This is a genomic window from Janthinobacterium sp. FT14W, assembly GCF_009208755.1.
In the GTDB taxonomy this organism is placed as follows: Bacteria; Pseudomonadota; Gammaproteobacteria; order Burkholderiales; family Burkholderiaceae_D; genus Janthinobacterium; species Janthinobacterium violaceinigrum.
On record NZ_WFLL01000010.1, the window covers coordinates 77,289 to 100,369 of the forward strand.

Sequence of the window (23,081 nt, forward strand, 5' to 3'; positions counted from 1 at the left end):
GCGGTCTCAGGCGAGAGATTCTATGGCGGGATAAAGGTCATGGTCTTCGCGCCGCATGCGCTGGAACAGCGCGTGCAGCACGGTATTGGCTTCGCTGCGGAACGCTTCCGGTTCGGCAGCCAGGCGCACGGGCGTATTCCAGCGGCCCGCAAAATCCAGGTAGGCGCCCGCGATGCCGTGCATCTCGTCTTCGTACTGGCGGCCCAGCTGGGCGACCCTGGCCACGCCGCACGCTTGCGCGGCCGGATACAGATAGCGCTGCTCGACGGCCAGGTGCAGCTTGATCAAGCCGCTCATGGCAATGATCTGTTCGGCTATGGCCTGCGCCTGCGCGGCAACACCGCCGCGCGCCAGCTGGCGCAAGTCATCGATGGCGGCCAGGATGGCCAGGTGCTGCTGTTTGAATTTGTCGATATTCATGGCGTGTTTCTCTTGTTGAGTGCATTCAGTGTAGCGGAATTTGCTTAAACATGCAAATAACATACATCTTTAAATGGCGACAGTCTCTTGCGGAAATATGCACCGATTGCGCCACTATGTGCGGCACAGAACACAAGCCAGGGCCACGCCTGCCTATAATTTATTCATCACAGCGCGTGCCCGCTTGCGGCCGCGCCGCACCCTCCACTCCAGCCAAGGATGAGCATGAGTATGAAGACGGACACGGTCAAGACGGGCACGGGCCAGGCGCAACAACTGGCCGACATCATCAGCCAACACCACACGGAACTGCTGGACGGCTGGATGGCCGGCCTGATCTCCCGCCTGGTGCGGCGCGACAAGATCGCCGAAAACGAGCTGCGCCAGCAGGCCTCGCAATTCCTGCCGCTGCTGGCAGGCGCGCTGGAAAGCGGCGACTCGTTCGACATCGAAGGCGGCGCCTGGGACGACACGCGCCAGCTGCTCGCTGAAATATCGCAGTCGCGCGTGCGCCAGGGCTATTCGCCGATCGACACGGCCAGCTTCATGTTTTCCCTCAAGGAGCCGCTGTTTACCTATCTGCGCAAGGAAATCACGGCCCAGCCGCAGCAGCTGGGCGACGCCATCGTCAGCACCAGCAAGCTGTTCGACGAACTGGGCCTGCTGACCATCGCCATCTACCAGAAGGCGCGCGAACAGGTGATCTTGCGCCAGCAGCAGGAATTGCTGGAACTGTCCACGCCCGTGGTGCAGCTGTGGCAAAACGTGCTGGCCCTGCCCCTGATCGGCACGCTCGACAGCGCCCGCACGCAGGTGGTGATGGAAAGCCTGCTGCAAAAGATCGTCGACACGGGCACCCTGATCGCCATCATCGACATCACGGGCGTGCCCACCGTCGACACCCTGGTGGCACAGCACCTGCTGAAAACCATCGCCGCCGCGCGCCTGATGGGCGCCGACTGCATCATCAGCGGCATCCGCCCGCAGATCGCGCAAACCATCGTGCACCTGGGCGTGAACCTGGAAGACGTGATGACCAAGGCCACCTTGGCCGACGCCTTCGTCGTGGCCCTGAAGCGCACGGGCTCCAGCATCACCTACCCGCAGCAGCACTGAGGCGCCTATGGAAAGAATCCCCATCTTACGCATGGGCCGGCTGCTGCTGGTGACGATCCAGGTGGACATGCATGACCGCCTGGCGATGACCCTGCAGGACGACCTGACCACGCGCATCGTGACGGACCGCGCCACGGGCGTGCTGATCGACATTTCCGCGCTCGACATCGTCGACTCCTTCATCGGCCGCATGATCAGCAACACGGCGGCGATGGCAAAAATCCTCGACGCGCGCACCGTGGTCGTGGGCATGCAGCCCGCCGTCGCCATCACCCTGGTGGAACTGGGGCTGACCCTGGAAGGCGTGAGCACGGCCCTGAACGTGGAGCGGGGGATCAAGCTGCTGGAACGGGGCGGCGCGTGCGCATGACGGGGGCGCCGTGCTAGGCGCGCAAGGGCAGGCAGGGGCGCAGCCGAGGCAGCAAATCCTGCCCCTGCGCAGCGATGAAGACGTCGTGCGGCTGCGCAAGCAGGTACGCGACAGCATGGTCGCCATGGGTTTTGGCCTGATCGAACAGACCAAGATCATCACGGCGGCCAGCGAACTGGCGCGCAACACCCTGCGCTACGGCGGCGGCGGCGAAGCGCACATCGCGCGCGTCAGCGACGGCGCGCGGCTGGGGCTGGAACTGCGCTTTGTCGATGCGGGACCGGGCATCGAGGATATTCCCCTGGCGCTGACCGATGGCTACACCAGCGGCGGCGGGCTGGGACTGGGGCTGGGTGGCGCCAAGCGCCTGGCCGACGCATTTCACATCGACACGGCGCCCGGCGCGGGCACCACCGTCACCATCGCGAAATGGAAGCTGTTTTGAACCACCAAGAGCCGTACCCTGACATTGCCAGGCAACGCAGTTTCCCCATCGGCGAACCGAGCGAGATCGCCGCGGCCCGCCGCGCCGGCAACGAGCTGGCGCGCCGCATCGGCTTCGACGACGTGCGCACGGGCCAGCTGGCCATCATCATCAGCGAAGCGGCCACCAACATCGCCAGACACGCGCAGCGCGGTGAAATCCTGCTGCGCAAGGTGCTGCGGGGCGGCACCAGCGGCATCGAAGTGCTGGCCATCGACAACGGCCCCGGCATGGCGAACGTGCGCCAGCACATGCAGGACGGCCACTCCACCACGGGCACCTACGGCGTGGGACTGGGCGCCCTGCGCCGATTGAGCCAGGAATTCGACCTGTACACGGCGCCCGGCAAGGGCACGGTGCTGATGATGGTGGTATGGGGACAGCACGCCAGCAGCGCCATCCCGGCCAGTCCGAACTGGCAGATCGGCGCCGTGTGCCTGCCGCTGGCCTCGGAGCAGGTATGCGGCGACGCCTGGAACGTCGTGTGCGAAGGCCATGAACTGAGCCTGATGGTGGCCGATGGCCTGGGCCACGGCCCGCTGGCGGCGCGCGCCTCGGAATGCGCCAGCGCACTGCTGGAACACGACACGCCCGGCCTGCCGCCCCTGCCCGCCCCCTTCATCGAACTGGCCCACGGCGCCCTGCGCGCCACGCGCGGGGCGGCCATGGCGGTGGCGCATATCGACAGCGTGCAGCGCGAATTGCGCTATGCGGGCGTGGGCAATATCGCCGCCTGCGCCTTCGATGCGCGGCAGCGCCGGCATCTGCTGTCGCATAACGGCATCGTCGGCAGCAATCTGCGCAAGGTGCAGGAATTCCGTTTTCCATGGCAGCTGGGCACGACCTTGATCATGCATACGGACGGCCTGCATACGCGCTGGGACCTGGAACAGTATCCGGGCCTGGCGCACTGCCATCCCAGCCTGGTCGCCGCCGTGCTGTACCGCGATTTTTCGCGCGGACGCGACGACGTCACGGTGGTGGTGCTGCGCGAACACGAGGAACACCAGGCCATAACAGCAGAAGGGACAGGTGCAGCATGACGCAACGCATATTGACGGCCCATATCGGCAGCGAACTCGATGTGGTGGGCGCGCGCCAGCGCGCGCGGCAGATCGCCGCCCTGTGCGGCTTCGGCGTGCAGGACCAGGTGCGCATCGCCACGGCCGTATCGGAACTGGCGCGCAACGTCTACAACTACGCCGGCAGCGGCAAGGTGCATTTCGCCATCGACGGTCTGACGGCACCGCAGGTGCTCAGCATCCGCATCGCAGACCAGGGCCCCGGCATCGCGCACCTGGATCAGATATTGGCCGGCACCTACCGCTCGCGCACGGGCATGGGGCTGGGCATCCTGGGCGCGCAGCGCCTGATGGACCGCTGTCACATCCGCAGCGCGCCGGGCAATGGCACGCACATCACCCTGCACAAGCTGTTCCCGCGCGACGCGCCCCTGCTCGACGGGCAAAGCATCGGCACCCTGTCCGGCAGCCTGCAGGCGCTGCCCCCGGATGTCACGCTCGCCGAAGTGCAGCAGCAGAACCGCGAACTGCTGAGCACCCTGGCCGAACTGAAGACGCGCCAGGACGACCTGCTGCAGCTGACGCGCGAACTGGAAGACACCAACCGGGGCGTGGTGGCGCTGTTCGCGGAACTGGACGAAAAGGCCGACCACCTGCGCCGCGCCGACCAGATGAAATCGCGCTTCCTGTCGAACATGAGCCATGAATTCCGCACGCCGCTCAGTTCCATCCGCGCCCTGTCCAAGCTGCTGCTCGACCGCATCGATGGCGAGCTGTCGGAGGAGCAGGAAAAGCAGGTGCTGTTCATCCTGCAAAGCGCCGTCAGCCTGAGCGACCTGGTCAACGACTTGCTGGACCTGGCCAAGATCGAGGCTGGCAAGGTCGACGTGCACGCCAACAGCGTGCTGGTCGCCGACCTGTTCAGCGCACTGCGCGGCATGCTGCGCCCGCTGCTGGTGTCCGATTCGCTCACGCTCACCTTCATCCCCCCCGATCCCGCGCTGCACATCCACACGGATGAAGGCAAGCTGTCGCAAATCCTGCGCAACTTCATCTCCAACGCCCTCAAATTCACGGAAGCGGGCGCCATCATCGTCAGCGCCACGCCGTTGCCGGAGCAGGATACCATCTGCTTTTCCGTTTCCGACACGGGCCTGGGCATCGCCGCCGAAGACGTGCAGCTGATCTTCGAGGAATTCAGCCAGGTGGAAAACCACATGCAGCGCAAGGTCAAGGGCACGGGTCTGGGCCTGCCCCTGTGCCGCAACCTGGCCACCCTGCTCAACGGCACGGTGGCCGTCGAAAGCACGCCGGGCCAGGGTTCGCTGTTTTCCGTGATCCTGCCCACCAGCTACCATGCGCCCGAAGGCAGCCTGCCGCCGTGCGCGCCGGCCAACGACAACGGCAACGACCAGCGCATCCCCGTGCTGGTGGTGGAAGACAATCCGCCCGTCCGCCTGCTGTATGAAAAATTCCTGGCCGGCAGCGAATTTCGCGTGGTCCCCGCACGCAGCGTGCGCGAAGCGCAGGAGCGCTGGGAACAGCAGCGCCCTGCCGCCATCATCCTCGACATCCTGCTGCACGGCGAAACGGCCTGGCACTGGCTGGCCGAGCTGAAAAACGACCCGCTGCGGCGCCAGGTGCCCGTCATCGTCGCCACCGAGATCGACGACGTGCGCAAGGGCCTGGCCCTGGGCGCCGACGCCTACTACGTCAAGCCGCTGCCGCGCCAGCAATTGCTGGCCACCCTGCGCGCGCTGATCGGCAATCAACATCACCGGCAAGAGCCGGTTCCGCCGCAAGGCACAACCACCGAGGACAATGCGCATGCGACCGGATAACAATAGCGATGCTCTGATCCTCAACGTCGATGACAGCGACGGCGCCCGCTACGCCAAGTCGCGCATCCTCCAGCGCGCCGGCTTCAAGGTCATCGAGGCGTCGAACGGCGGCGACGCCCTGCTGCGCGCCCGCCAGGACCGTCCCAACCTGATCCTGCTCGACGTCAAGCTGCCCGACATCAACGGCCTGGAAGTGTGCCGCCAGTTGAAGGGCGGCGCCGAGACGAATACCATCCTGGTGCTGCAGACGTCCGCCTCCTGCATCGGCTCGGCCGACAAGATACGCGCGCTCGACGGCGGCGCCGACAATTATCTGGTCGAGCCGATCGAGGCGGACGAATTGATCGCCAACGTCAAGGCGCTGCTGCGACTGGGCCGCGTCGAGCGCGCGCTGCGCGACGTGGACCGCCGCAAGGATGAATTCCTGGCCACCCTGGCGCACGAACTGCGCAACCCGCTGGGCCCCATCCGCACGGCGCTGGCCCTGCTGTGCAAGCTCGATCCCGTCGTGCCGGCCGTGCAGGACAATGCGCGCCGCACCATCGGCCGCCATACGGACCACCTGGTGCGCCTGGTGGACGACCTGCTCGACGTGTCGCGCATTTCGCTGGGCAAGATCTCGCTGCAATGGGAAAGCGTGAGCCTGGCCAGCGTCATCCGCAGCGCACTGGAAACGAGTTCGCACAGCGTCGAGGCGCGCGGCCATGCGCTGGACGTGAACCTGCCCAGGGAAGAACTGCGGGTCTGCGGCGACGCCGTGCGCCTGTCGCAGATCGTCGCCAACCTGCTGCTCAACGCGGCCAAGTTCACGGCGCCGGGCGGGCGCATTGCGATTTCCGCCGAGCGCGAAGGCGACAACGTGCGTATCCGCCTCAGCGACAACGGCATCGGCATTGCCGCGGCCAGCATCGACAGCATCTTCGGCCTGTTCGAGCAAAGCGGCCACGCGCCCGACCGGGTGCAGGACGGCCTGGGCATCGGCCTGTCGCTGGTGCGCAATCTGGTGACCCTGCACGGCGGCCAGGTCAGCGTGTGCAGCCCCGGCGTGGGGCTGGGCAGCACCTTCGAGGTCACCCTGCCGCTGGACGCCAACGTGCCGCTGCCGGCCGCCGCGCCGGCGCCGGAAGCGGCCACCGGCGGCAGCCAGCGCATCCTCGTCGTCGACGACAACCGCGATGCGGCCGACACCCTGGCCGAATTGCTGGAAATGTACGGCCACGCGGTGCGCACGGCCTACACGGGCGCGCAAGCGACCGAACGCACTCTGGAATTCAGGCCCGACATCATCTTTCTCGACATCGGCCTACCCGACATGAGCGGCTACGAGGTGGCCAAACAATTGCGCCAGTTGCCGATACCGCAGCAATTCCTGCTCGTCGCGCTGACCGGCTATGGCCAGGAACACGACCGCCAGGCGGCCCTGCAGGCCGGCTTCAACGAGCACTTCGCCAAGCCCGTCGATTTCGGCAAGCTGGCCATGCTGGGACTGCATATCGCCCCATGAGCGGGGCCAGCCATCCGTTGACCAGGCGTCGGCTATAATCGGCCGATGCCAGGCGCGACAGGTTCGGCCATGCCGCCATGCTGTCAGCGCGCCCGCCGCTCCGGGCCCCCCACCACTGGAACCATGACATGAAAACCCGCACGCCGCTGCTGCGCATCACCATGATACTGGGCACCCTGCACGCCCTGCTGGGCTGGCTGCTGCTGCCTGCCCTGCCCGTGGGTCTGGCCGGCTGGCTGCTGGGCGGCCTGGTGCTGCTGGCGTCGACCATGCTCATGCCGATGACCATCTTCGCCCGCGCCGTCACGAATGATGCGCGCCTGGCCGACCGTCTGGTCTGGGCCGGTTCGCTGTGCATGGGCTTTTTTTCCTCGCTGTTCGTGCTCACCGTGCTGCGCGAACTGCTGATGCTGATCCCCGCAGTGCGCGCGCACGCGCAGGCGTCCGCCGTGGCGGCCCTGGCCCTGGCGCTGCTGGCCACCTTCGTCGGCTTCGTCAACGCCCGCAGGGTGGCGCGCGTGCGCGAGATCGACGTGCCCATCGCGGGCCTGCCGCCGGCGCTGCACGGTTACACCATCGTGCAGCTGAGCGACATCCACGTGGGCGCCACCATCCAGCGCGCCTATGTGGAAGCCATCGTCGCGCGCGCCAACGGCTTGCAGGCGGACCTCATCGCCGTCACGGGCGACGTGGTCGACGGCACGGTGGCGCAGCTGGCCAGCCACACGGCGCCGCTGGGCGAGCTGCGCGCGCGCCACGGCGTGTTTCTGGTGACGGGCAACCACGAATACTATTCGGGCGCCGCGCCGTGGGTGGCGGAATTTCGCCGCCTGGGCCTGCGCGTGCTGATGAACGAACATGCGGTCATCGAGCACGGCGGCGCGCGCCTGGCCGTCGCCGGCGTCACCGACTACAACGCGGGCGCATTCGACCCGGCCCAGAAAAGCGACCCGCAAGCGGCCATCGCCGGCGCCCCGGCCGGCATCCCCCGCATCCTGCTGGCGCACCAGCCGCGCAGCGCGCCCGAGGCCGAAGCGGCCGGCTACGACCTGCAGTTGTCGGGCCACACGCACGGCGGCCAGTTCTGGCCGTGGAACCTGTTCGTGCCGCTGCAGCAGCCCTACGTGGCGGGCTTGCACCGGCAAGGCCGTTTGTGGATTTATGTCAGCCGCGGCACCGGTTACTGGGGCCCGCCGAAACGCATCGGCGCACCGGCGGAGATTACGAGAATCAGGCTGGTGGCGGCCTGAACTTCATTCCGCCCAGCTGGCCATCCATGCCTCGTAACGCGCCACCACCGCCGGCGGATTCAAGCGCGCCAGCGCGCCTTCCACCGGTTCGCTGTCGCTGACCTCGAACAGCAGCAGGCTCTCGTCGCGCTGCGCGCCCGTGCCGAAACATCCCTCGGCATCGAGCTGCGCCAGCGCCGCGATGCAGGCGTCGAACACGCCGCTGCGCAAGGCGCCGAAGTCCACCTCGAACGGCAGCTCGCGGTGCGCCTGCAACAGCAGGCGGTAGGCGCTGTCGAAGTGCGCGCCGCCGTCTTCGAACGCCCACTCGGCGGGATTCCACAGCATTTCCTCGCCATACTCCGAGGCGGCCAGCGCCTCGCGGCTATTCGCCATGAGACCGATGGTCATGGCGCTGTCGTCGCTCACCAGCGCGACAGCGTCGATGTGCTGCTCCGGATGCGCGCGGCGCACGGCATCGACAGCCAGGCGCGCGGCGTGCGCCACCAGGCTTTGCAGCAGCGCGAAATCAAACACGGCGGGGTCGATGGCCGTGGCACGCGCCAGCGCGTAGCCATCGGCCAGGGCGGCCTGGCAACGGGCGGCATATGCGGCATGCGCTGCAGCTTCGCTGGCATACTGCGTGCGCGTCTCTTCGCCCCACGTCATGGCCGCGCCGCCGGCCGTCCAGACGGTCGTGCCGAATACGCGCGCTTCCCGGAAGCGGGCCGGCTGGTCGCCGTCGAAGGTGTAAAACAGGCTGTAGTTGCTATGCATGGGAATTCTTCTTCGTTTGATCGGGCTGTATCTGCGCGGCGAAATCGCGCTGGCGGAACTGCTCCAGCAAAAAGTCGACAAACACGCGCGTCTTCGCGGGCAGCAGTTTCTTGCTGGGATAATACACGGACAGGGGGCCCGAATCGGCGTGCCAGCCGGGCAGCAATCGGATCAGGGCGCCGCTGCGCAAGTGAGCCAGCGCGTGCGGCATGGGCAAGAGCGCCACGCCGACGCCCAGGATGGCGGCCTGCGCCATCGCTTCCGGATCGTCGAAGATGGCGCGGGGCCGGCATTCGGCCACGCCTTCGCCACCCCGGCCATCGCGCAGTATCCAGCTGCGCAGCCTGCCGCTGCCGGCCGAGCGGCGCGCCACGCCGTCGAAGCGCGCCAGGTCAAGCGGATGCGCGGGCATGGTTTTGTCCCGCATGAAGGCGGGCGAGGCCGTGGCGACGATGTGTGCGTGGCCCAGTTCGCGCGCCACCACGCCGGGCGTCAGTTCGATGCCGCCGCCGATGGCCACGTCAAACCCTTCGCCGATCAGGTCCACTTGCCGGTTGTCGAAATGGCAGTCGGGAATGACGCCCGGATAGCGCGCGATGAAGTCGCCCAGCAGGGGAACCACGTAGCTGCGCCCGAACGATGGCGCCATGCTGATTTTCAGGATGCCCGCCGGCTGACCGCCCTCTTCCGCCACGCCGGCAATCGCTTCCTGCAAGGTGGACAGGGCGCCGCCTATCTGCAGCAGGAAACGCTCGCCCCCTTCCGTCAAGGTCAGCTTGCGCGTGCTGCGCTGGAACAGCCGCAGTCCCAGGCCCGCTTCCAGCCGCGCCACGTTCTTGCTGACGGCGGCCGGCGTCAGTCCCAGGCGGCGCGCAGCCGCCGAAAAGCTGCCCAGTTCGGCAGACAGCACGAAAGATTGCAAGTGATTAAGGGCTTCCATGCCCCTATTTTACCCTCTCATTTGATAACAATGGTTGAAAGTGATTGTAATGATTCATGGCTAGCGCGGCAGGAATGAAAGGCAGATACTGAACTCCTCGACTCCTCACTCAGAAAGCATATCATGCAAACCCAAGCCACCACCAGCACCGCCCTGTCACTGCAGGACAAGATCGCTTTTGTGACGGGCGGCTCGCGCGGCATCGGCGCCGCCATCGTCCAGCGCCTGGCGCGCCAGGGCGCCACCGTCGTCTTCACGTATCAAAGTTCCGCCGCCGAAGCGCAGGCGCTGGCCGCCAAGGTGGAGGCCAGCGGCGGCAAGGCCCTGGGCGTGCAGGCCGATGCAGCCGATGCCGACGCACTGACGGCGGCCATCGACAAGGTGGCGGCGCAGTTTGGCAAGCTCGATATCCTCGTCAACAACGCGGGCGTGTTCCTGCCCGGCGCCATCGACGACTTTTCGCTGGCGGACTTCGACAAGACCGTGGCCGTCAACGTGCGCGCCGTGTTCGTGGCCATCAAGGCGGCCGTGGCCCACATGCAGGCGGGCGGACGCATCATCAACATCGGCAGCACCAACGCGCACCGCATGCCGTTCGGCGGCGCCGCCGCCTACGCCATGAGCAAATCGGCGCTGAGCGGCCTGACGCAAGGCCTGTCGCGCGACCTGGGTCCGCGCGGCATCACCATCAACAACGTGGAACCGGGCCCCGTGGCCACCGACATGAACCCGCCCACGGGCGACTTCGCCGACCTGATGCACGGCCTGATGGCCCTGCCCCGCCACGGCAGCGCCGATGAAATCGCCGGCATGGTCGCCTACCTGGCCAGCGAAGAAGCGGCGTTCGTCACGGGCGCAGGACTGAAGATCGACGGCGGTTTTGCCGCCTGATCCCCGGCACGCGCCACGGCATTACGCCGCCGGGGCCAGTCCGAACATCAGCGAGCGGTGCGCTGCCACGCCGGCCATGGCGCCATCGGCCACCGCGAACGCCACGCTGCCGGCCATGCGGCCCGCATCGCCGCAGCAAAAGACGCCAGGCACGCTGCTGGCCTTTTGCTCGTCGGTGCGCACGAACGGGCCCATGGGCCCCTCTTCCAGCGCGCAGCCCAGCTCACCGGCCAGGGAACTGGCCGGGCGGGTGCGGGTCGCCACGAACAGGCCGGCCATCGCATGGCGGCTGCCATCCTGCATGACCACGTCGGCCACGCCGGCGATCTGCGCCACGGGCGCGCGCACCACCGTCACGCCGCGCGCGGCCAGCTGCTCCAGCTGCGCGCCATCGGGCTCGAACGCGCCATTGAGAAAGAAAGTCACCGTGCCCCAGTCGGGCAGCATCAGCGCATGGTGCATGGAGAGGGGACCGGTGGCCAGCACGCCGATGGCGCCCTGCTCCAGTTCATAGCCGTGGCAGTACGGGCAGTGGAAGACGCTGCGGCCCCAGCGCTCGGCCAGGCCATCGACAGGCGGCAATTCGTCGATCACCCCGGTGGCCAGCACCAGCCGGCGGCCCCGCACGCGCGTGCCGTCCGCCAGGGTCACGTCGTAGCCATGGCCCTCGCTGCTGGCCGCCGCCCGCACGGCCGTGCCGTCCAGCCAGGACACGGTGGCATACGCCATCAGCTGCGCCTTGCCCTCGGCCGCGATGGCGGCCGTCCCGCTGCCGTCGCGTGTCAGAAAACCGTGGGATTAGCTGGCGTAGCGGTTGCGGCGCTGGCCGCCATCGACGACCAGCACGCGCCGGCGGGCGCGCGCCAGTTGTGTGGCGGCCGACAGGCCCGCGTAGCTGCCGCCGACGATGATGGCGTCGAACGGGGCGGCAGACGCGGCGGCGCCTTGGAATTCAGGATTGCTCATGCATTGCTCCTTGGTGTGCGGCGTATTGCTGGCTGAAGCGTTCGGCCAGGTCGGCCAGGGTGACGGCGCCAAAGCGCTGCATCAGCAGCGCCTGCGCTTCGTCGAAGGCGCCGGCCAGCGACTGGTTGACCACCTGCTCGACCAGGCAGCCCGGCTGCTCGACGCGGTTGCCCATGGCGAAGATGGTGGGCGAACCCACGGCCACGTAAATGTCGTGCAGGGTGACGCGGTGCAGGTCGCAGACGATGCGCCAGCCGCCGCCATGGCCCTTGACCGAGGCCACGTAGCCCCGCTCGCGCAAGCCGGCCATCACGCGCCGCACCAGCACGGGGTTGGTGTCCAGGTAGGAGGAGAGTTCGTCGGACGTCATCGGGCGTCCCGCGTGGGCCATGTGCAGCAGCACATGAAGGATCGAAGATAGTTTGCTGTCGCGTCTCATGTAACCAATGATAGTACATGAAATTCATATATGCAAGCAAGTTGCATTTTTGCGGCATAAAAAAAGGGGTCAGACCCTTTGGGTCCGACCCCAGCCGTTGCTTCAGGGTGTTTTGTTAACGTGCCTATGCATCCTTGCGCCGGCGTCCCCGCCACCACAGCAGCAGTGCCAGCAGCGCCAGCACGCCGACGATGATGCCTGCGCGGGCCAGGCCGATCAGGTTGGACGGCGCGCCGCCGTTGCGCAGGGTCGTCACCTGCTCCGCCGTCACCTTGACATCGGGGTTGCCGTACATCTTCTGCACGTAATTGCCCAGGGTAACGATCTGCTCGTCCGACAGGGTCTGGCGGAAGGCGGGCATCAAGTGTCCTGCAGCATGACTGCCCTCGCCATCCTGCCGCTCCACGCCATCGAGGATGGCCATCACCAGGTTGTTGCTGTTGCTGCGGCCCGTCACCGAGTTGTGGAACAGGGGCGGCAGGCTGCCGTCGAAACTGCCCTCGCCCCTGGCCTGGTGGCAGCTGGCGCACTGCGCATCGTACAGCTGCGCACCCGACATCTTGTTCAGGTTTTGCGGCAGCGGCACGCCGCGGATGGCGGCCAGCTCGTCGCCCGCCTTGCCCCATTGCGTCACCGGCCGCGTGTCGGCCTTGTCGCGGATGGCCGGCACGCTCTTGACGTAGTGGGCGATGGCGTTCAGGTCCGCGTCGCTCAGGTGCTTCAGGCTATGGTCGATGGCTTCGGCCATCGGTCCTGCCGCCTGCGCCTTGTGCGCGGCACGGCCCGTGCGCAGGTAATCGACCAGTTCCTGCTGGCTCCAGCCGCCCACGCCGCTGTTGCCGTCCGACGTGATGTTCGGCGCATGCCAGGTACCCAGGTCGGCGCCGCCCAGTTCCTTCGACAGCTGCTCGGCCATCAGCGCATTGCGCGGCGTGTGGCAGGTGGTGCAGTGGGCCAGGCCTTGCGCCAGGTAGGCGCCCCGGTTCCACTCCATGCTTTTCGCCGTATCGGCCACGAAGGGCTTCTTGTCCAGGAACAGCATATTCCAGCCCGCCATCGACAGGCGGATATTGAACGGGAACGGCAAGTCCGTCGTTTGCGCCGGCGCCGCATCCACGGCCGCCACGCCGTGCATGAAGTAGTCATACAGGGCGGCCGTGTCCTCGTCCGTCACCTTGGCGTAGGCCGTGTACGGCATGGCCGGGTACAGGTTGGCGCCGTCGGCCCGCACGCCATGGCGCACGGCAGCGGAGAACTGCTTGAGCGTGTAGTTGCCGATGCCGTGCGTGGTCGACGGCGTGATGTTGGTGGCGACGATGGCGCCCAGCGGCGTGGCCAGGGACAGCCCGCCCGCCATCGGTTTGCCGCCAGGCACGCTGTGGCAGGCGATGCAGTCGCCGGCCGTGGCCAGGTAGCGGCCACGCTCGATGGCCGCCGCGTCCGGACCGGCCGCCAGCACGGGCAGGGCCAGGGACAGCAAGGCGGCGCCGGCCGCCATTCTGAAGGTCGCCATCATGCTGTGCCTCCCGCTTGTTCATCGAGGATGTGCTTGACGGTGCGCAGCGCCACGGCCAGGCCGTTTTCCGTCGAATTGCAGGTACCGGACGTGGGCAGCACGCCGGTGCTGCACAGGAACAGGTTGGCGTGGTCGAAGGTGCGGCCCCACTGGTCGCACACGGCCTTGGCGGGGTCAGAACCCATCGACAGGGTGCCGCAGATGTGCTGGTTGTTGGCAAACACGCCTTCCTTGCTGTGGCGCAGATTGGTGCCGCCCATCAGCTTGGCGATCTGCTCGAAATCCTGCTTCGAGCGCTCGTGGCCCCGCTTCGTGTACTCGTCGATCGCATAGTGCGCCTGCGGCTTGGGGATGCCCATGGCATCCTTTTCGCTGCTCAGGGCAATGCGGTTCTCCGGATTCGGCAGCACTTCCAGCACGTTTTTCAGGCTCATTTCGCGGGCCGAACGGAAACGCAGCTGCTGTTCGAATGCCTCGCCAAACACACCCTTGCCGATCAGCTCCTTGGTGGCGCCGTCGACGCGCGAGATGTTCGTGAAGTCCAGGCGGTACGGCGAATGCCGGCTGCGGAAATCGCCGTCGCGCATGGTGTTGATGGAATTGGGGCTTTGCGGACCCCGGCCCAGCCACAGGTCTTCATCGGCATCGAAGGTGATCGAGGTGCTCGGGTGGTCCATCAGGTTGCGGCCCACCATGTCGCTGCTGTTGGCCAGGCCGTTCGGGTATTTGTCCGAGGCGGAAACGAGCAGCAAACGGGGGCTTTCGATGCCGTTGGCGGCGAGGATGAAAGTCTTGGCCGTGACGCGGTGGCTCTTCTTGTCCACATCGTAGTACAGGGCAGCCGTGATGCGGCCCTGCGCGTCGTGTTCCAGCTTGTAGACGTTGGCATTGCAGACGATCTTCACACCGGCCGCTTCGGCCTGCTGCGCGGCGATGCCGCCGTGGTATTGCGCATCGATGGGGCAGATCGGCTGGCAGCTGTTGTTGCCGCAGCAGGCCGGGCGGCCATCGTAGCTGACGCTGTTGCGCGCCACCGTGTTGCCCACCACCTTGAACGCGGGGTCGAGGCGCTCGCGGATGCGGCGCATGGCGTACGGTTCCGTCACGGAGTCCATCGGGAAGGGCTGCTTGCGCGGCGAACCCGTGTTCTCCGCGCCCGAGACGCCCATGATCTCCTCCGCTTCCTGGTAGAACGGCTCCAGGTCTTCATAGCTGATGGGCCAGTCGACGCCCACGCCATACAGGGTATGGATGCGGAAATCGTTCGGCACGTTGCGCCACGCCTGCGCGGCCCAGTGCCACGACGTGCCGCCGAACTGGCGGATGTATTCGGCCGGATACGGATACGGGCCGGCCTGCACCAGATAGCCATTGTCCTTGGGCTGGTAGATCGGGTGCGGCGCCGTGGCGACGGACGGATACGGCGACATCCAGTCGCTGCGGCGCGTCGTGTTGCGGAAACGGGCGACGATTTCGCCGCGCGACACGCGCGGTCCCGCTTCCAGGATCAGCACCGAGGCGCCTGCCAGCGCCAGCTTGCGCGCGGCCAGGGAACCGATGATGCCGGAGCCGATCACGAGGTAATCGGCAGAGAGTTCTTCAGCCATGATGGCTCCTTAAATTGGTTTTCTGGCCCAGCTGCCGTAGGCGCCGTAGGAATACGTGGGTGGCTTCAGCACGTCGGCCACGACGGCCGCGTTCAGCGCCTGCTCGTAGGCGACGCAGACGGCCGCCTCGCCTGTGCCCACGATGCCCAGGTACCAGGCGCTGGCGATCTGGCGCGGCAAGGCGGCCAGCGGCGACTGGGCGGGAGCGAGCGCGTCGAGCGCTTCCTGCAGCCCGGCCGCCTGCAGGCCTTGCGCATTGATCAGGGCCAGCAGCGCGCGCACGTTGGCGGGGAAGGCGGCGTCCTGCGCCGCCAGCGCGTCGTACAGGCGCCTGGCCAGCACGGGGTCGAGCACCTGCCGTCCCACCAGCATGGCCGACACACCGAGGAAGGCGCCCTGCTCCGCATTGGCGACCGGCTCGGCCAGCGCCCAGGGAATCAGCGCCGCCGCCGAAGCCGACAGCAAGCCGGCCAGCACCATGCGGCGGCCGGGATTCAGAGGGCCGCGGCCCTCCTTGTTATGTGTAGCGTCCAATTGAAGCTCCCGTGAGTTCAGCAACCGTTCAGAAAGAATGCTTGAGACCGACCATCACCACCGTCTGGCCGCCGTTCGACGACGGCGTGCCGTTTTGCGAATCGCCCACCGAGGCGACGGCATCGGCGATGGCGCCGTTCTGGGCCAGGGTCTGGCCGCGCGCCAGCTGGCGCGCTTCGATCAGGTAGATGGCCGTGCGCTTCGACAGCGCATACGTCTGTTCGAACGACAGCTGGCGGTAGCGCGCGCGGTCGGCGATGCCGTTGGCGCGGCTGGCGAAGGTGTCGCTGTAGCCGGCGGCCAGGAACCACTGCGGCGTCAACTGGTAGCTGGAGATCAGGCCGGCCGTGTTGAAGATGGCCGTGTCGCGGAAGGTCGAGCGGCTGCCCGCCTGGTATTGCACATTGCTGGCATTGGCGCCCACCATCCACTTGCCCATGGTGTAGCGCGCGCTGGCGGCGACGAACGCTATGCTTTCCGCCGAGGCGTAGCCCCGGTTGATGGCCGAGATGCCGAAGCTGCCCGAAGCGTTGTCGCTCCAGCCGGCGCCATTTTCGCCATTTTTCAGTTTCAGGTAGCCGAGCGCGAATTCGGCCGGGGACGTGCTGTACTTGACGGCGGCGCTGAAGCTGCTGCCCACGGCATTGCCGTCGGCCGCTTCGCCGAAGCCGTATTGGGCGCTGGCCTGCAGGCCGCGCCAGGCAGGCATGCTGTAGGTGATGGAATTGCTGATGCGCACGGTCGTATCGAGGCCGTCGATATCGCCCGGATGGGCACCGGTGGCGCCCGTCAAGACGTTGCTCGACGCCAGGGAGCCCACCAGCAGATAGTACGGCGTGTACTGGCGGCCGGCCGTCACGGTGCCGTAGGCGGACGATTGCAAGCCCACGTAAGCCTGGCGGTTGAACAGGGAGCTGGCGGAACTTTGCGCGCCCGTATCGCTTTCAAAACCATTTTCCAGCAGGAACAGCGCCTTCAGGTCGCCGCCCAGGTCTTCCACGCCCTGGAAGCCGATCTTACTTGCGGACAAGCTGCCGCTGCGCATATAGGTATTCGATTTGCCGCCCTGGTTGCTCGCGTAGGCGGTGGCCGCATCGACCACGCCATAGATGCTGACATTGCTTTGGGCGCAAACGTTTGCGCCGATGAGCGTGGAGACGGCCAGCGCCGCAGCGCGCATGCAAGTATTGTTCATTATTTTTCCTGACTTTCCTGTTTTATTGTACGCCCGATAAGTATTGCCGCCGCATGGGCGACATACCGGCTGGGGCGCCGCGTTGCGGCCCCGTCCAGTGCGTGGGGCGTCCGCTTTTGTTCTTGATTTGGATCAAGTGACGCAAATTATACGCTTATTTACTCATATATAAGTGATTGACTGTAAGGCGTAGTCTTATAGCAAAACTTTCTTGTGTCTTATAGTAAAACCGGCTGGCGCGCGGGCGCACGCCCGGCAGGATGCGGAGGTACGCGGAACAGGCATGGAAAAGGCAGCGGCGGCGCGTGTGGGAAAACACGCGCCGGTGGGCAATCAGGCAGGCGGGAAAACGGGAAAGAACGCGGGAAAGAACGCGGGAAAGAACGCGGAAAGAACGGGAAGGTCAGCGCAGGATGGCGGGCGCCACCGGCAGGGTTTCGAGGGCAATGAAGGCTTCCAGGGTGCGGCGCATGTCTTCGAACACTTGCTTGCCATAGGCCGCTTCCAGGTGTTCATATTGCAAGTCGATCAGCTTGCCCATCTGCAGCAGCAGGCTGGCGCCCGCTTCCGACAGGTGCACCTTGCGGCGGCGCTGGTCGCCTTCGAACTTGCTGCGCCCGATCAAGCCGATTTCTTCCATGCGCGCCAAAATGCCGCTCATGCTGGGACTGGAAATCTGGCAGATGTCGCACAGCTCGCGCGGTTCCAGCGTGGGGCTTTCGTTCAGCGCGCGCATGATGCGCCACTGCTGCTCCGTGACGCCGAAGTGATTGAGGATGGGGCGGAAATGCTGGAGCAGGCTGTCGCGGGCCTTCAGCAGCAGTTGCGGCATGTTCGGATAACGGATCGGTAGCTGCAAGCGGAACTCCCTCGGTGGGCGGAAAAATTAGCGTAATTATACGGCCCGTCCAGGGCAAACGGCAGGCTGGCAACGATGTATTTTTCGCTACGCCCGCCCCTCCCCGCCATCCTCCCCTTGCCCCGCATGCGCGTGCACGGACCACAGCACGCCCGCCGTCAGCAAGAGCATGGCGGCCCATTCCAGCGGCCGCGGCATGCGCTGCGCGTAGACGAAGCCGTACAGCAGCGCGAACAGGGTCTCCGACAGGATCAGCTGGCCCGACAAGGTGACGGGCACCAGGCGCGACGCCAGGTTCCACAGGTAGTTGCCGATCACGGAAGCGCCCAGCGCCAGCAGCAGGCACACGAGCCAGAAATGGGCCCAGTCGCGCGCCGGTCCGCCATCGGGGCCGCCCGCCGGCTGCAGCGCCAGCGCCACGGCGCCCACCGCCAGGGCGATGACGCCGCTGGCCAGGCCATACAGCATGGCCCACTCCACGGCACTGAAATGCGCGTGGCGCTTGAGGAAGCGGGCATTGTCGAGCGCATACCAGGTCCAGCACGCGAGCGCGCAGATGGCGCACAGCACGCCGGCCAGCTTGTGCGCCAGGCCGGCGCCGCCCGCGCTACCGGCCTGGCTGAAGATATCGAGATTGATGCAGGCGATGCCCATGGCCACCACCAGCAGCGGCAGGGCCAGGCGGCGCAGAGGCAGCGCGCCGTGGTCCTTGTGGCCGAAAACCGTCACGCTCAAGGGCAGCAGGCCGATGATCAGCGAGGTGGGCGCCACGCCGGCCAGCTTGACGCCGTAGGCCAGCAGCAGGTAGTACACGACATTGCCGGCCAGCGCCTGGCGCAGCATGGCCAGCCAGTCGCCGCCCCGCAAACGACGCAGCAGGGGCAGGAAGCGCGGCAGCATCAGCCCCGCCGCCAGCGCGCCGTAGCAGATGTAGCGGCCCGCCATCAGCTCGACCGGTGAAAAATCGGGCAGCAAGACGGGCACAATGAAAACGGCGCCCCAGAAGGCGCCGGCCAGCAAACCCGATACGATCCCACGCCACATGCAGCCACACCCGCGTCTTCATTCAAAGGCGCCAGTATAGGGTATGCAGGACAGCGCGGCGCATCGCATCGTGCGATCGCTTCAGCCCCGGGCTTTTCTCTGCTCGGGAATGAAATGCTCGCGCACGGCCTTGGCCAGCAAGCCAGGCGGCAGCAAGCCCTGGCCCAGCAGGAAGTTGTTGAAGGCCAGGCGGTCGAATTTCTCGCCCAGCGCCAGCTCCGTTTCCGCGCGCAGCTGCAGGATGCGCGTATAGCCATAGAAATAGCTGCCCGCCTGGCCCGGCGAATTGAAGGTGTAGCGGTCCAGTTCCTGGCGCGCCATCGCTTTCGACAGCATCACTTCGTCCGTCAGGATGCGCCCTGCTTCCTCGCGCGTGACCTGGCCCAGGTTCAGCATCGGGTCGAGCATGGCGCGCGCCGCGCGCAGCATGCGGAACTGCAGCGCGATGAACTGGCCTTCGGCCGGCTCGTAGGGAATCATCTCCGCTTCCGCGTACAGGGCCCAGCCTTCCACGTTGACGCTGTTGAACGCATACAGGCTGCGCGCCTGCGACACGCCCCGCTCCACCATGGCGCTGAACTGCAGTTCGTGGCCGGGACGGCCCTCATGCGCGCTCAGGGTCCAGGCGGCGCCCGCGAAATTGAAATCGTCATACGCCTCGCCCTTGCCGCTGGCGGCCGGATTACTCACGGGCAGGACGAACTGGCCGTGCTCCCCCGTATTGCCGATCAGCGGAGGCGGACGCATATGCGGCGCCGGCTGGGCGGCCGATTCGGCGTCGGACGCCAGGCGCATGGTCATGGCGCGCGCCGGAATATCGACCACGCGCTGCTGGCGGATGCGTTCCTCGAGCAGCGTATTGACGCCCTTGTAGTGCGCCTCGAGCTGCTCGTCGGGGATGGAGTCCGCTTTCAGCGCGCGCAGCACCTGGCGGTAATCACTGCCGTCGACACCCTTGAGCGACATTTTCGCCGCCACCACGGGCGCCAGCGCCTGCATGGCGGCGCGCGTTTCCAGGTAAGCCACCTGCGCCCGTTCGACCAGCGCGCGCGGCTCGATATCGATGCCCACCTGTTTCAGGCGGAACGCATACAGTTCCGGCGCCATGCGAAAATCCGCGCGCGACAGGGGCAGCACCACCTGTTTTTCCCATGCCGCATACTCGTTCAGCTGCTGCTCCATGGCCGCCAGCGCTGCGTCGGCGCCCGCGATCTGCATGTCGGCAAACAGCTTGCGGATGCCGGCGATATACGTCGGCACGTTCTCCAGCGACTGCTCCACCTGCAGGCGCACGGGTCCGGCCAGGCCGGGCTTGCCGATTTTTTCCGTGAAGCGGGCCTTGGCCTGCTGCGTGATCGGCGTGCTGCCCGGGAACTGGCCCACATAGCGCTGCAGGCGCTCCAGCGCCTTGGCGCGGCGCGCGGCCGGACGCTGTTCCTGCAGCAGGCTTTGCATGCTGCCAAAGACCATCTGCGGCACGTCGACCCACGGCAAGGCGTATTTGGCTTCCAGCCGGGCGCCGCTGATTTCCTGGTCGACGGCGTTCGTCAGAATTTGCAGATCCTGGCGGATACGTTCATCTTTTTCCGCCGCCAGCTTTTGCTGCAATTGCGCGCGCGCCTTCTGCATGGCCGCCACATGGCGCTCGGTGATGTTCGGCCCCAGGTCGGCGGCCAGGCCGTCGTACTGCGCCAGTCCCGTATCGGAGGCGTCTTCGGGCGAGAACTGCGCCTGTGCCGCCAGCACGATGGCCGCATTGCGGTTGCTGGCCTCGACCCAGGCCGATGGGGAGGCGGCAGCTGCCGCAACTGCGGGGGCGACGGCCATCGCCGGCATGGCAAACGCGGTGGAGAGCAAGGCGGCCAGCACAGTCTGATGCAATTTCGGGATGACGGACATCGGGGATTTCCTTCAAAGGTGAGCGATGGGCGAAGCGGCGAGTATCGGCCAGGCCCGGGCGGCTGTCAATTCAGGCCGTTCAGCGCGGGCAGGTTCCACGGCGTGACGATCTGGATGGCGGACAGCGAGACAGGCTGCGCCAGGGCCGGCAGCGCGCCCTGCGCCCGCAGGATTTCCTGGCAGGCGCGGCGCATGTCCTGGCCCAGGTCGTGGTGCAGCACGGCGTGGATGGCGCCCGAACGGAGCAGCGCCAGGTTGTCCGCATCGAGGTCATGGCCGATGAAGGCCTGGCAGGGCCGGCCCGCTTTGGCGAACGCCTGCACGATGGCGGCATTGCCGCCGCCGATGGAATACACTGCGGCGATATCCGGATGCGCGGCCAGCGCTTGCCGCACCAGCGCGCCCGTGGCGCCGTCGATGCCGTGGCCTTCGCTCACTTCGACGATGGATAAATGCCGGTGCCGTTCGCGCAGCGCGCGGCGAAAACCGATCTCGCGCTCTTCCTCGCCGTGGAAACGGTTGCTGCTCAGGGTCACCAGCACTTGCCGTTTCTTTCGCGCGCCGCCCAGCCACTGCCCGATCAGGTAGGCGGCCGTCTCGCCCGCCGCCCGGTTATCCATGCCCACATAGCTGCGGCGCGCGGACGCGGGCAAGTCCGTCACCAGGGTCACCACGGGGATGCCGGCCGCCGCCAGCCTGGCGACGGCGTCGGCCACGGGCGGCACGTCCGGCGCCTTGAGCAGCACGCCGTGGCTGCCGTTCTTGCGGATGCGTTCCAGCAGGTCGACGATGCCGTCCACCTCCAGGGTTTCATGCAGGTGAAAGCGCGAACGCAGCACGGCCGGATGCAGGGACGGCAGCTCCGCCTCCAGCGCGGCGCGCACGGCATCGGTAAAACGGCGCGGCGCCACCATCAGCACGTCGAGCATGAATTTTCTGCCGGCCAAACCCACCTGCGTGCTTTGCCGCGCCAGCTCGTCGAGCGCCTGCATCACGCGGCGCACCGTATTGGCGTGCACGCCGCCGCGCTGCCTGATCACGCGGTCGACCGTGGCCACGCTGACGCCGGCCTGCAGCGCCACGACCTTGACCGGGAAAGGATGCGTCACGTGCCCTCCAACTCGAATTGATGGTTTTTTGATGGATTTTCTGATCAAAAATGCGGATTTTCATCCCTATACTGATTCTACAACTTAAATAATCAGGAGACTCCGCATGCACACCACCAACGCCGGCGCCGCGCCGCCCGCCCCGTATTGGCTGACGCCGGAAAGCTGCGACCTGCAGGACTTCATCGGCAGCGTCAGCCGCCGCACGGCGCTGGCCGACTATCCGCACGCCGCCGCGGTGCAGGAAAATATCCTCGTCTACGACTGCGATGCCGTGCGCGAACTGGCCGCCAATCCGGCCTCGCTATACGCGCTGCAGGCCGAATGGGGCCAGGCGCTGATGGACGGTCCCGGCGTCATCGTGCTCAAACGGGCCGTCACCGACATGGAAACGCTGGAACAGGCGAATCGCGTGTTCCGCGAGCTGATCGCCGGGCAGCATGCCAGCGGCCAGGCGGCAGGCGACCATTTCGCCAGGCCGGGCGCGAATGACCGCATCTGGAACGCCCAGCAAAAGCTTTGCCTGCGCGCGCCCGAAACGTTCGCGCGCTATTACGCCAACCCCGTCTTCGCCTGGATATCGCAGGCCTGGCTGGGGCCTGCCTACCAGATGACGGCGCAAGTGAACGTCGTCAATCCCGGCGGGGCCGCCCAGGCGCCGCACCGCGACTATCACCTGGGCTTCCAGAGCGCCGCCGCCTGCGCCGCCTATCCCGCGCCCGTGCACCAGATGTCGGCCCTCCTGACCTTGCAGGGCGCCGTCGCCCATTGCGACATGCCGCTCGAATCCGGCCCTACCCTGTACCTGCCCTGGTCGCAGCGCTACCGGGCCGGTTTTCTCGCCTGGCAGCAGCGGCCGTTCCGCGACTATTTCGCCCGGCATTGCGTGCAGCTGCCGCTGTCGCAAGGCGACGCCGTGTTCTTCAATCCCGCCCTGTTCCATGCGGCCGGACATAACCGCTCGCCCGACATCCGCCGCATGGCCAATCTGCTGCAGGTGTCGTCGCCGTTCGGGCGCGCCATGGAAGCGCTGGACCGCCGCGCCATGAGCGCCGCGCTATACCCGGCCTTGCAGGCGCTGCGCGCGCAGGGCGCGCTGGATGACGCCGGCGCCGGCCACGCGATTGCCGCCTGCGCCGAAGGCTATGCCTTTCCCAGCAACCTGGACCGCGACCAGCCCATCGACGGCATGGCGCCGCCCACGCAGCAGCAGCTCATGCGCGAAGCGCTGGCGCAAGACTGGCCAGCAGCCCGCTTCCTCGACGCCCTGGACAGCCATGCCTGGCGCCAGCAAGCCTGAATCCCCTACGCGCCACCTC

General features: G+C 66.8%; 21 protein-coding genes and 1 pseudogene. 9 read left to right on the top strand and 13 right to left on the bottom strand.

Annotated elements, in window-relative coordinates:
* Positions 1-6: 6 nt before the first annotated feature.
* On the bottom strand, positions 7-420 hold the full coding sequence (locus GCN74_RS09570) for a hemerythrin domain-containing protein (protein ID WP_152256458.1): 414 nt from the start codon (positions 418-420) through the stop codon (positions 7-9).
* Between the two features lie 225 nt (positions 421-645).
* Here GCN74_RS09570 and GCN74_RS09575 point away from each other — a divergent pair, with 225 nt between their 5' ends.
* From GCN74_RS09575 to GCN74_RS09605, 7 genes are all read left to right on the top strand, one after another.
* Complete coding sequence (locus GCN74_RS09575) at positions 646-1,536, top strand: STAS domain-containing protein (protein ID WP_226938959.1); 891 nt, start codon at positions 646-648, stop codon at positions 1,534-1,536.
* A 7-nt stretch (positions 1,537-1,543) separates the two neighbouring features.
* On the top strand, positions 1,544-1,906 hold the full coding sequence (locus GCN74_RS09580) for an STAS domain-containing protein (RefSeq protein ID WP_099667758.1): 363 nt from the start codon (positions 1,544-1,546) through the stop codon (positions 1,904-1,906).
* A gap of 10 nt (positions 1,907-1,916) precedes the next feature.
* Complete coding sequence (locus tag GCN74_RS09585) at positions 1,917-2,351, top strand: ATP-binding protein (protein ID WP_193317028.1); 435 nt, start codon at positions 1,917-1,919, stop codon at positions 2,349-2,351.
* A complete protein-coding gene (locus tag GCN74_RS09590; protein WP_226938960.1) occupies positions 2,348-3,433 on the top strand; it encodes an ATP-binding SpoIIE family protein phosphatase in 1,086 nt (361 codons plus the stop codon). The genes GCN74_RS09585 and GCN74_RS09590 overlap by 4 nt, the downstream gene beginning before the upstream one ends.
* Positions 3,430-5,253 carry an ATP-binding protein gene (locus GCN74_RS09595; protein ID WP_152256460.1) on the top strand — a complete coding sequence of 608 codons (1,824 nt, stop codon included), beginning with the start codon at positions 3,430-3,432 and terminating at the stop codon, positions 5,251-5,253. Before GCN74_RS09590 ends, GCN74_RS09595 begins: the two co-directional genes overlap by 4 nt.
* On the top strand, positions 5,240-6,757 hold the full coding sequence (locus GCN74_RS09600) for a response regulator (protein WP_152256461.1): 1,518 nt from the start codon (positions 5,240-5,242) through the stop codon (positions 6,755-6,757). Before GCN74_RS09595 ends, GCN74_RS09600 begins: the two co-directional genes overlap by 14 nt.
* 128 nt (positions 6,758-6,885) lie before the next feature.
* Entirely contained in the window at positions 6,886-8,007 is a 1,122-nt protein-coding gene (locus tag GCN74_RS09605) for a metallophosphoesterase (protein ID WP_152256462.1), read from the top strand.
* Positions 8,008-8,010: 3 nt separating this feature from the next.
* Here GCN74_RS09605 and GCN74_RS09610 read toward each other — a convergent pair whose 3' ends face one another.
* Both GCN74_RS09610 and GCN74_RS09615 read right to left on the bottom strand, forming a co-directional pair.
* A complete protein-coding gene (locus GCN74_RS09610; protein WP_152256463.1) occupies positions 8,011-8,763 on the bottom strand; it encodes a DUF4303 domain-containing protein in 753 nt (250 codons plus the stop codon).
* The gene (locus tag GCN74_RS09615; RefSeq protein WP_152256464.1) at positions 8,756-9,703 is read right to left on the bottom strand and encodes a LysR family transcriptional regulator; all 948 of its coding nucleotides are present in this window, start codon (positions 9,701-9,703) and stop codon (positions 8,756-8,758) included. Before GCN74_RS09615 ends, GCN74_RS09610 begins: the two co-directional genes overlap by 8 nt.
* 123 nt (positions 9,704-9,826) lie before the next feature.
* On the opposite strand from GCN74_RS09615, the gene GCN74_RS09620 reads away from it, so the two are divergent.
* Positions 9,827-10,594 (top strand): SDR family oxidoreductase, encoded by a 768-nt coding sequence (locus GCN74_RS09620; RefSeq protein WP_152256465.1) that lies wholly within the window; start codon positions 9,827-9,829, stop codon positions 10,592-10,594.
* 21 nt (positions 10,595-10,615) lie between these two features.
* Here GCN74_RS09620 and GCN74_RS09625 read toward each other — a convergent pair.
* From GCN74_RS09625 to GCN74_RS09670, 10 genes and pseudogenes are all read right to left on the bottom strand, one after another.
* Positions 10,616-11,560: pseudogene (locus GCN74_RS09625) on the bottom strand (NAD(P)/FAD-dependent oxidoreductase).
* Positions 11,547-11,999, bottom strand: coding sequence for an RrF2 family transcriptional regulator (locus GCN74_RS09630; RefSeq protein WP_152256466.1), 453 nt, complete (start codon positions 11,997-11,999; stop codon positions 11,547-11,549). The pseudogene GCN74_RS09625 and the gene GCN74_RS09630 overlap by 14 nt, the downstream one beginning before the upstream one ends.
* A 124-nt stretch (positions 12,000-12,123) precedes the next feature.
* Positions 12,124-13,515, bottom strand: coding sequence for a cytochrome c (locus GCN74_RS09635; protein ID WP_152256467.1), 1,392 nt, complete (start codon positions 13,513-13,515; stop codon positions 12,124-12,126).
* Complete coding sequence (locus GCN74_RS09640) at positions 13,512-15,122, bottom strand: GMC family oxidoreductase (RefSeq protein ID WP_152256468.1); 1,611 nt, start codon at positions 15,120-15,122, stop codon at positions 13,512-13,514. Before GCN74_RS09640 ends, GCN74_RS09635 begins: the two co-directional genes overlap by 4 nt.
* A 9-nt stretch (positions 15,123-15,131) precedes the next feature.
* Positions 15,132-15,656 carry a sorbitol dehydrogenase family protein gene (locus tag GCN74_RS09645; protein WP_226938961.1) on the bottom strand — a complete coding sequence of 175 codons (525 nt, stop codon included), beginning with the start codon at positions 15,654-15,656 and terminating at the stop codon, positions 15,132-15,134.
* A 28-nt stretch (positions 15,657-15,684) separates the two neighbouring features.
* Positions 15,685-16,851: a porin gene (locus tag GCN74_RS09650; protein WP_226938962.1), complete on the bottom strand. Its 1,167-nt coding sequence runs from the start codon at positions 16,849-16,851 to the stop codon at positions 15,685-15,687.
* A 403-nt stretch (positions 16,852-17,254) separates the two neighbouring features.
* A complete protein-coding gene (gene hpaR / locus GCN74_RS09655; protein ID WP_226938963.1) occupies positions 17,255-17,710 on the bottom strand; it encodes a homoprotocatechuate degradation operon regulator HpaR in 456 nt (151 codons plus the stop codon).
* Positions 17,711-17,797: 87 nt separating this feature from the next.
* A complete protein-coding gene (locus GCN74_RS09660; RefSeq protein WP_152256469.1) occupies positions 17,798-18,754 on the bottom strand; it encodes a DMT family transporter in 957 nt (318 codons plus the stop codon).
* An 81-nt stretch (positions 18,755-18,835) separates the two neighbouring features.
* Positions 18,836-20,653 carry a DUF885 domain-containing protein gene (locus GCN74_RS09665; protein ID WP_226938964.1) on the bottom strand — a complete coding sequence of 606 codons (1,818 nt, stop codon included), beginning with the start codon at positions 20,651-20,653 and terminating at the stop codon, positions 18,836-18,838.
* A 65-nt stretch (positions 20,654-20,718) separates the two neighbouring features.
* The gene (locus tag GCN74_RS09670; protein ID WP_152256470.1) at positions 20,719-21,762 is read right to left on the bottom strand and encodes a LacI family DNA-binding transcriptional regulator; all 1,044 of its coding nucleotides are present in this window, start codon (positions 21,760-21,762) and stop codon (positions 20,719-20,721) included.
* Between the two features lie 106 nt (positions 21,763-21,868).
* Here GCN74_RS09670 and GCN74_RS09675 point away from each other — a divergent pair, with 106 nt between their 5' ends.
* A complete protein-coding gene (locus tag GCN74_RS09675; protein WP_152256471.1) occupies positions 21,869-23,062 on the top strand; it encodes a phytanoyl-CoA dioxygenase family protein in 1,194 nt (397 codons plus the stop codon).
* Positions 23,063-23,081 lie beyond the last annotated feature (19 nt).